4 protein-coding genes and 3 pseudogenes are annotated in these 8,661 nt (G+C 71.7%); all 7 read right to left on the reverse strand.

Translation table 11 applies throughout. From position 1 onward, the window contains the following. Positions 1 to 2,377 (reverse strand): annotated as a pseudogene (locus tag Y694_RS17550) (ABC transporter permease); the annotation flags it as partial. A gap of 425 nt (positions 2,378 to 2,802) precedes the next feature. Continuing rightward, entirely contained in the window at positions 2,803 to 3,867 is a 1,065-nt protein-coding gene (locus Y694_RS17555) for an adenosine deaminase (RefSeq protein WP_036234859.1), read from the reverse strand. Further along, a complete protein-coding gene (locus Y694_RS17560) occupies positions 3,867 to 4,841 on the reverse strand; it encodes an aromatic ring-hydroxylating dioxygenase subunit alpha (RefSeq protein ID WP_036234860.1) in 975 nt (324 codons plus the stop codon). Before Y694_RS17560 ends, Y694_RS17555 begins: the two co-directional genes overlap by 1 nt. Before the next feature lie 70 nt (positions 4,842 to 4,911). Then, complete coding sequence (locus Y694_RS17565; protein ID WP_036234861.1) at positions 4,912 to 6,072, reverse strand: BMP family ABC transporter substrate-binding protein; 1,161 nt, start codon at positions 6,070 to 6,072, stop codon at positions 4,912 to 4,914. A 49-nt stretch (positions 6,073 to 6,121) separates the two neighbouring features. Continuing rightward, complete coding sequence (locus tag Y694_RS17570) at positions 6,122 to 7,042, reverse strand: ABC transporter permease (protein WP_036234862.1); 921 nt, start codon at positions 7,040 to 7,042, stop codon at positions 6,122 to 6,124. Next, positions 7,039 to 8,138 (reverse strand): annotated as a pseudogene (locus tag Y694_RS17575) (ABC transporter permease). Before Y694_RS17575 ends, Y694_RS17570 begins: the two are co-directional and overlap by 4 nt. Beyond that, positions 8,131 to 8,661: pseudogene (locus tag Y694_RS17580) on the reverse strand (ABC transporter ATP-binding protein); the annotation flags it as partial. The pseudogenes Y694_RS17580 and Y694_RS17575, both read right to left, overlap by 8 nt.

Here is an 8,661-nt window from a genome sequence, read left to right on the forward strand (position 1 = left end):
GCCAGCACGCCGGCCAGCGCGCCCACTCCCAGCAGTCGGCGCGCTGCACGCGCGCCAGCAGCGCGCCGCCGGCACCGAGCGCCCGCATCACCGCGAACTCGCGGGCACGCTGTTCGCGCGTCGCGGTGACTGCGGCGAACAGCACCACCAGGCCGGTCGCGAGCGTGAAGCCGAACAGGAACTCGACCGCGCGGATCACCTGGTCGAGCACGCGCTGCACCTGGGCGATCGACGCCGACACGTCGACGTTCGTGATGTTCGGGAAGGCCCGCGACAGCGCGTTGTCGAAGCCCGGCGCGCCCGGCTGGGCCGGCGGTGCGCGGAACGCCGCGATGTAGGTGGCCGGCAGCTCCTCGGGCAGGTTGGCGGTCGGGAACAGCACGAAGAAATTCACCCGCATCGAGCCCCAGTCGACCTTGCGCAGGCTGGTGATGCGGCCGTCCTGCTGCACGCCGGCGATGTCGAAGCGCAGCGTGTCGCCGAGCTTCACGCCCAGCGTCGCCGCCAGCCCTTCCTCGACGCTGATCGCGCCGGCCTCGTCGGCCGTCCAGCGCCCCGCGACGACCTGGTTGTGGCCCGGCAGCCGCGCGTCGTGGCTGAGGTTGAACTCGCGCTCCACGAGGCGCTGCGCGCGGTCCTCGGCGTAGTCCTCGGGCTTGACCGGCTTGCCGTTCACCGCGACCAGCCGGCCGCGGATCATCGGATACCAATCGTAGGTCTTCACGCCGGCGTCACGCAGCTGCCGCTGGAAGGCCTCGCCCTGCTCGGGCTGAACGTTGATGACGAAGCGGTTCGGCGCATCGGGCGGCGTGGCCTGGCGCCAGCTGCTGATCAGGTCGGTGCGCAGCAGCACCAGCAGCACCAGCGCCAGCAGACCGACACTCAGCGCGCTGACCTGCAGCACCGCGAAACCGGGCCGCGCCGCGACCTGGCGCGTCGCCAGCACCAGCCAGCGCGGCGCACCGGCGGCCGACGACGGCACCGCGCGCCGCAACGCCTGCACGGCCAGCCACGACAACAGCGCGAACACCGCGATCGCGAGCGCGAATCCGCCCACCGTGATGAGGCCGAGCCTCAGGTCCGAGGCCACCGCCAACAGCAGCGCCGAGAAGCCCGCAAAGCCGGCCAGCAGCACGCCGACCGACGCCGGCCGCAGTTCGCCCAGGTCGCGCCGGATCACGCGCAGCGGCGGCACCTGCGCGAGCTGCAGCACCGGCGGCAGCCCGAAGCCGAGCAGCAGCGTGAGCCCCACGCCCAGGCCGAACAACGCCGGCCACACGCTGGGCGCCGGCAGCGCCGAATCCACCAGCCCGGCCAGCAGCGCGACGAACACGAAGTGCACCGCCAGGCCGAGCAGCACGCCCAGCGCGCTGGCGATCAGCCCCACCACCGCGAACTCCACGGTATAGGCCCCGGCGATGCGACGCTGCGGCTGGCCCAAGACGCGCAGCATGGCGCAATCGTCGAGGTGGCGGCCGGCGAAGTCACGTGCGGCGATGCCCACCGCCACCGCGGCCAGCAGCGCGGCCAGCAGCGCGACGAGGTTCAGGAACTTGGCGGCGCGGTCCAGCGTCTGGCGCATCTCCGGGCGACCGCTGTCGAGCGACTCGATGCGCAGCCCGCGCCAGCCCAGCGCCTTGGCCTCGGCCTCGGCCCACGCCACGTAGCGGCGCACCGCCGCGTCGCCGCCCGGCCCCTGCCCGGCCAGCGCCAGCCGGTAGGTCACGCGGCTGGCCGGCTGCACCAGGCCGGTGGCCGGCAGGTCGGCGATGTTGAGCAGCGCACGCGGCGCGAAGCTCATGAAGCCGGCGCCGCGGTCGGGCTCGAGCGTGATGACCGCCGCGATCGTGAGACTGGCGTCGCCGAGCAGCAGCGGATCGCCGGGCTTCAGGTTCAGCGAGTCGAGGATGGCCGCGTCGACCCACACGCTGCCGGGGGCCGGCACGCCCGTGGCGCGTCGCTCGGGCGCGCCGGGCGCATCGGCGATCTTCAGCTGGCCGCGCAGCGGATAGCCGTCGCTGGCCGCCTTGACGGCCACCAGGCGCGAAGCCCCGCCCTGCGCGTCGGGCGCGCGGCCCATGCTGGGAAAGCTCACGGTGTGGGCCACCACCAGCCCGTCGGCACGGGCCCGATCGGTCAGACCCGACGGCGCCGGCTGGTCGCTCGCGACGATGGCGTCGCCACCGAGCAGCGAACGCGCGTCGCGCGCCAGGCCCTGGTTCAGCCGGTCGGCGAAGAAGCCGACCGCGGTGAGCGCGGCGACCGCCAGCATCACCGCGACGATCAGCAGACGCAGTTCACCGGCGCGGAAGTCGCGCGCGAGCTGCCGGCGTGCCAGGGTCCACAGGGTCGGCGGGGTCGGAGCGGGTGCGTTCATCGGTGCGACAGGTGCAGCGGAAGCAATTCGGCAAGAGTTGCACGGTAGCGCAGCAACCGCTGCAAGTGCCGCGCGGGGCTTTGCGGCGGGCTTGTTGGGAGTTGCTGGCTTGGATCGAGCGATGCCGACCGGGCCGCCGGGTGAACGCCTGCATTCGTGTCCCCCGGTGCCGGCCTCACGGCCGTTCCCTCCTCCTCTACCTCACTCCGCCATTCACCCGACGTCCCGGTCAGCACACATCACCGTGGTGCTCGAAGGCCTTCACCCAGGCACACCGCGGTGTATCGAAGCGCCGTGACGGGCCGCTGTGTGGAGTGAGGTAGAGGAGGAGGCGGCGGCCGATCAGGCCGACGCCGGGGGACACGAACGCAACACAGCGGCCCGGCGCGGCGCCCGCGCCAACACTCGACACCCGGCTTCTTCCTTCACGCCCCCGCGAAATGCGCATCGAGCGCATCGCACCACCGCGCCTTCTGCTCGGCGCTCGCGAAGCTGGCCACGAAGCTGTTGCGGGCCAGCCGGTAGGCCTGCGCAGCGCCCAGTACCGGCAGCGCCTCGAAGGTCTCGATGAAGTTCTGGTTCAGGTAGCCGCCGAAATAGGCCGGGTCGTCGGAATTGACGGTGGCGCACAGGCCGGCATCGAGCATCGCCGCGAGCGGATGCCGCGCCATCGTGTCGAACACGCGCAGCTTCACGTTCGACAACGGGCACACCGTCAGCGGCATGTGCTCGGCGGCCAGACGCGCCACCAATGCCGGGTCCTCGAGGCTGCGCACGCCGTGGTCGATGCGCTCGACCTTCAGCACATCGAGCGCGCTCCACACATAGGCGGGTGGCCCCTCCTCGCCGGCATGCGCCACCAGGCGCAGGCCGAGCTCGCGGCAGCGCGCGAACACCCGTGCGAACTTCTCCGGCGGATGGCCGCGCTCACTGCTGTCGAGGCCGACACCGACAAAGTGCTCGCGGTGCGGCAGCGCCTGCTCCAGCGTCTGGAAAGCCGCGTCCTCGCTGAGATGACGCAGGAAGCACAGGATCAGCTCGCTGCTCACGCCCAGTTCCAGCCGTGCGGTCGCACGGGCGCGAGCCAGTCCCCGGATCACCGTCTGGATCGGCACGCCGCGCTCGGTGTGCGTCTGTGGGTCGAAGAACAGCTCGGCGTGGACCACGCGGTCCGCGGCGGCACGGCGGAAGTAGGCCATGGCCATGTCGAAGAAGTCGGCCTCCTCCAGCAGCACGCTGGCGCCGGCGTAGTAGATGTCGAGGAAGCTCTGCAGGTCGGCGAACGCATAGGCCGCGCGCAGCGCGTCGACGCTGGCATACGGCAGGGTGACGCCATTGCGGCCGGCCAGCGCGAAGATCAGCTCCGGCTCGAGCGAGCCCTCGATGTGGATGTGCAGCTCGGCCTTGGGCATGCTGCGCAGCAGGCCCGGCAGTGCCTCGCGACCGATGCGGGCCGGGTCGAAGGGCGCAGCGGGAGCGCTCGACGTCATCAGCAGACTCCGTAGGTGATGCCCTGCGCCTGCAGGTAGCGGCGGTAGGCCGCGCTCAGCCGGTCGGCCGCACAGTGCGCCTCGCCGCCCGACAGCGGCAGCCTGCGTGGCCGTTGCGACTCGAGCACCGGCTGGTCCTGGGTGAAGATGGTGTGCTGGAACGCGCGCAGTGTCGCATCCGGCGTCACCGGATCGCTGGTGTACAGCGTGAACCAGACGCGGCTGCGCTCGGGCTCCAGCGGCGCCACCCACAGCGCATAGGCCTCGCGCGGGGCCGGCGCATCGCCGCCGGCCTGCTTGACCAGCACGGCGCTGCAGGGCGACAGCACCTGGTAGCGGTATTCGATCCAGGCCCCGCCCACCGAGTGCGCACTGGCCTGAGGCTGCCACGCACGGTAGTGCGGCACGCCGGGCGCGCCGTCGGCGCGCAGCAGCACCTCGTAGGCCGGCACCTCGGTGTGGCCGCGGTCGCCGAGCCAGCCCTCGTGCACGAAGGCGAAGTGCGAGGTGTCGAGGAAATTCTCGACCACGCGCGGCGCCGAGGTCGCCACGTCGTAGGGGCCGCAGACCACCGCCCGCCCGGGCACCGGGCCCGGGTCCGGCAGCGCGCTGGTCGCGCCGTCGAACGACACCCACAGCAGGCCGTGCGCCTCGCGCAGCGGATGGCCCTGCGCCGCATGGCCGGTGGCCGGCGTGAAGGCCGGTTGCGCCGGGATGTGCAGGCAGCGCCCGGCGCCGTCGAAGCGCCAGCCGTGGTACGGGCACTCGAGCTGCGCCCGGCCGTCGACGACGCGCACCGCCCCGAGCGAGAGCCGCGTACCGCGGTGCGGGCAGCGGTCGGCCAGCGCGTGCGGTGTGCCGGCCTCGTCGCGCCACAGCACCAATTCCGCGCCGAACAGCGTCGCCGCCAGCGGACCGGCGCCCAGGTCGGTGGCCGTCGCCACCGGGTGCCACCCGCGATGTTCGTCGTTCATCGCACTCCCTCGCTCCCGCCTGCCGAAGCCGCACGCGGCGCGGCGATCCGGTCCGCGGGGCGCGCCCCGCCTACTTGGCCGACGGTATCTTGCCCTCGACGCCCTTCACGTAGAAGTCGATCTTGTCCTTCCAGGCCTGGTCGGCCGCCACGCCCTGGGCGAGCAGTTCCTTGCCGTCGTTGGAAAGCAGCGGCCCGGTGAAGACCTCGAAGCTGCCGGCCTTCATGCCGGCCTTGATCTCGTCGATCTTCTTCTTCGTGGCCTCGGGCACCACGTCGGCCACTTTGACGAGGTCGTTCTGGCCTTCCTTGACGCCCCACACGGTGCGCTCGGTCTTCCAGCTGCCGTCGATCACGTCCTTGACCGCCTTCTTGTAGTAGCCGCCCCAGTCGACGATGCAGCTCGCCAGGTGGGCCTTGGGCGCGAAGGCGCTCATGTCGCTGTCCCAGCCGAAGGCGTACTTGCCGTTCTTCTCGGCGGTCTGCAGCACCGCGGAGGAGTCGGTGTTCTGCAGCAGCACGTCGGCGCCGCCGTTGATCAGCGACTGCGCGGCCTCGCCTTCCTTCGGCGGGTCGAACCAGGTGCTGACCCACACCACCTTGGTCTTGATCTTCGGGTTCACGCTCTGCGCGCCCAGCGTGTAGGCATTGATGTTGCGCAGCACCTCGGGGATGGGGAAGGAGCCGACGAAGCCGATCGTGCCGCTCTTGCTCATGCTGCCGGCGATGACGCCGGCCGCGTAGGCGTCCTCGTAGAACTTGGCGTCGTAGATGCGCATGTTCGGCGCGGTCTTGTAGCCGGTGGCGTGCTCGAACTTCACGTCCGGGAACTCGGCCGCGACCTTCAGCATCGGCTCCATGTAGCCGAACGAGGTGGCGAAGATGATCTTGTTGCCCTGGGCAGCCAGGTCGCGGATCACGCGCTCGGCATCGGCGCCCTCGGGCACCTTCTCGACGAAGCTTGTCTTGACCTTGTCGCCGTACTCGGCCTCCACCGCCTTGCGACCCTGGTCGTGGGCGTAGGTCCAGCCGGCGTCGCCGACCGGGCCCACGTAGACCCAGGCCGCCTTCAGCGGCTCGGCAGCCGGAGCCGGGGCGGTGGCCGCCGCCGGCGCGGGGGCCGGCGCCGGCTCGTCCTTCTTGCCGCAGCCCACCAGGGCCGCGGCGGCCGCGAGGGACGACAGCGCCGCCAGGCGGGTCAGCAGCGCGCGGCGCGTGCTCGGAACGTTCATGGAAGCTTCTCCTGTGCGATGAAAGGTCGGACCGGCGCGCCGCGGGCGCTCACGAGCCGGGATGGAAGGGCTTGCCGAGCGAGGCCGGCATGTTGATGCGGATCCACAGCGGGTTGCGCGAGATGAGGGCGAGCACGACGATCGTGGCGATGTAGGGCAGCATCGACAGCAGCTGGCTCGACACCTCCACGCCCGCGCCCTGCAGCGCGAACTGCAGCATCGTCACGCCGCCGAACAGGTAGGCACCGAGCAAGACACGTGCCGGTCGCCAGGTGGCGAAGGTGGTGAGCGCCAGCGCGATCCAGCCGCGCCCGGCCACCAGACCCTCGACCCACAGAGGCGCGTACACCACCGACAGGAAGGCACCGGCCACGCCGCACAGCGCGCCGCCGGCCACCACCGCCGCGAAGCGGATCGTGCGCACCGGGTAGCCGAGCGCATGGGCGGACTCGGGCGACTCGCCGACCGCGCGCAGCACCAGTCCGGCGCGGCTGCGGTACAGGAACCAGCTCAGCCCGAGCACCGCGGCGATCGCCAGGTAGACCATCGGATGCTGGCGGAACAGCGCCGGACCGAAGAAGGGGATGTCGGCCAGCAGCGGAACCTCGAACGGCGCGCGGTCGGCCAGCTTCTTGCCCACCAGGTCGACGCCGACGAAGGCCGAGAAGCCGGCACCGAACAGGCTCAGCGCCAGGCCGGTGGCGTACTGGTTGGTGTTGAGGCCGATCACGAGCAGCGCGAACAGCGCCGCCATCGCCATGCCGGCCAGCGCGCCGGCCGCGAAGGCCAGCGTGTCGCTGCCGGTGACCAGCGCCGCGGCGAAGCCGGCGATCGCGGCGACCAGCATCATCCCTTCGGCGCCGAGGTTCAGCACGCCGGCCTTCTCGTTGAGCAGCAGGCCCAGCCCGGCAATGGCCAGCGGCGTCCCCGAGGCCAGCGTGGCGGCGATCAGCAGCGCGGCTTCGTTCACACCGCCGCCCTCGCGGTCGCCGCGGCGGCGGGCCTGCGCCGCCGGACCCGGTAATGGATCAGCGTGTCGCAGGCCAGCAGCAGGAACAGCAGCAGGCCCTGGAACACGCCGGTCAGTGCATTGGGCAAGCCCAGGCGCGACTGGCCGAGCTCGCCGCCGATCAGCAGCATCGACAGCAGCACGCCGGAGAACACGATGCCCAGCGGGTGCAGGCGGCCGACGAAGCAGACGATGATCGCGGTGAAGCCATAGCCGGTTGAAACATGCGGCGTGAGCTGGCGCAGCGGCCCGGCCGCCTCCATCGCACCGGCCAGGCCGGCCATGCCGCCCGACATCAGCAGCGCGGTCCACAGCGAGGCGCGCGCCGAGAAGCCGGCATAGCGCGCCGCCGCCGGTGCCAGACCACCGACCTGCAGCTGGTAGCCGCGCCAGGAGCGGAACAGGAAGACCCAGAACAGCACCACCATCACCAGCGCCAGCACGAAACCCCAGTGCAGCCGCGATCCCGGCAACAGGTCGGCAGCCAGGTCGACGCGTCGAAGGTCTTCGTCTGCGGGAAGTTGAAACCGCCGGGGTCCTTCCAGGGCACGAACACCAGGTAGTTCAGCAACTGCTGGGCGACGTAGACGAGCATCAGGCTGACCAGGATCTCGCTGGCGTTGAAGCGGTCGCGCAGCAGCGCGGTGAGAGCGGCCCAGGCCATGCCGCCCAGCACGCCGGCCAGCAGCACCAGCGGCGAGTACAGGCCCCGCACGCCGCTGACACCCAGGTTGGTGAGCCACAGCGCGACGCCGCCCCCGGCGATGGCGCCGAGCAGGAACTGTCCCTCGGCACCGATGTTCCAGACGTTCGAGCGGTAGCAGACCGCGAGGCCCAGCGCGCACAGGATCAGCGGCGTGGCCTTCAGCAGCACCTCCGACACCGAGCGCAGGCCGTTCAGCGGCTCGACGAAGAAGATGCCCAGGCCCTTCAGCGGGTCCTTGCCGAGCGCGGCGAACAGCAGTGCGGCCAGCAGCACCGTGAGCGCCAGCGCGATCAGCGGCGAGGCGAGCGCCATCGCCTGCGAGGGCTGGGCCCGGGCCTCGAGCTTAAGCATGGCGCAGCGCCTCGCTAGCCGCGGCCTTCGGCCACAGGCCGCTCATCCACTCGCCGATCATCTCGACCGTCGTGCGCATCGTCGGCACGCTCGGGCTGACGCGGCCTTGGGCGATGACGAGCAGGCGGTCGCTGATCTCGAACAGCTCGTCGAGCTCCTCGCTGACCACCAGCACCGCGCAGCCCTCGTCGCGCAGCTTCAGGAGCGCGCCGCGGATCTGCGCCGCCGCGCCGACGTCCACGCCCCAGGTCGGCTGCGAGACGATCAGCAGCCTGGGCTTCGCGTCGATCTCGCGGCCGACGATGAACTTCTGCAGGTTGCCGCCCGACAGGCTCTTCGCGGCCGCCTTCGGCCCGCCGGCCTTGACGTTGAAGGCCGCGATCAGCGCCGTCGCCAGGCGCTGCACCTGGGCCATGCGCAGCCAGCCGCCGCGGCCCACCGCCTCCGTGCGCGTCAGCAGCGTGTTCGCGGCCAGCGACAGCGTCGGCACCGCGCCGCGCCCCAGCCGCTCCTCGGAACGAAG

Source organism: Methylibium sp. T29-B, assembly GCF_000576225.1.
Taxonomy (GTDB): domain Bacteria; phylum Pseudomonadota; class Gammaproteobacteria; order Burkholderiales; family Burkholderiaceae_C; genus Methylibium; species Methylibium petroleiphilum.

Excerpts from the sequence above, each read along its gene's own strand:
- Y694_RS17565 (WP_036234861.1), bottom strand. The coding sequence starts at position 6,072 with ATGAACGTTCCGAGCACGCGCCGCGCGCTGCTGACCCGCCTGGCGGCG.
- Y694_RS17555 (WP_036234859.1), bottom strand. The coding sequence starts at position 3,867 with ATGACGTCGAGCGCTCCCGCTGCGCCCTTCGACCCGGCCCGCATCGGT.
- Y694_RS17560 (WP_036234860.1), bottom strand. The coding sequence starts at position 4,841 with ATGAACGACGAACATCGCGGGTGGCACCCGGTGGCGACGGCCACCGAC.